At 34.7% G+C, this 605-nt stretch carries 2 pseudogenes; both read left to right on the forward strand.

The features are described from left to right. Positions 1 to 200: pseudogene (locus tag M72_RS14850) on the forward strand (hypothetical protein); the annotation flags it as partial. A 27-nt stretch (positions 201 to 227) separates the two neighbouring features. Next, positions 228 to 605 (forward strand): annotated as a pseudogene (locus M72_RS14855) (hypothetical protein); the annotation flags it as partial.

Below are 605 nucleotides of genomic sequence, written 5' to 3' on the forward strand. Positions count from 1 at the left end.
CAAATGAGAAGAAAGAGATAAGTGGTATCTGCAATCAGTTTTTAAATGGTAAAACAGATCAAAAATTATTTTGTAATGAGATGAAAGACCGTTTAAATGATTACTATGGAAGCAGGTATGAATTAAGGAATCAGCCAGAAGCTGTTGAAGGCAGAGTAAATAATATGCTGGACAAATTGCAGCATATGTTTGGCGTTTAATGTTGAAAAAGGGTTTGGAGAATAATTATGAAGACAGTAACAGATGTAAACACAGTAAACCAGCTGTTGACATATTCAAAGCAGGCAGAGGCAGGAATACACCAAAAAGCAATACAGATGTTGCTTGGAGCAGGAAATAATAAAAAACAGGACAGTTTAAGTATTTCTGATGCTGCACGAGGCTTTTCAAAGCAATCCATAGCTGCACTGATAGATAAAAATGCGAATATTTCTAACAGTGAATTAGCTTATTATTTTGCAAACTATAATAATTCAAGTGCTATTTTGGATGCAATCAATTTTGGGGAGAATGTTTCCTGTGGATATAATTCTGATTTTAAGGAGTACGGGGTTATTTCCTTTGACCTTAATGGGAGCAGACAGGTAGTACCTAATTATGCAGTA

Source organism: Roseburia faecis, from assembly GCF_001406815.1.
GTDB lineage: Bacteria > Bacillota > Clostridia > Lachnospirales > Lachnospiraceae > Roseburia > Roseburia faecis.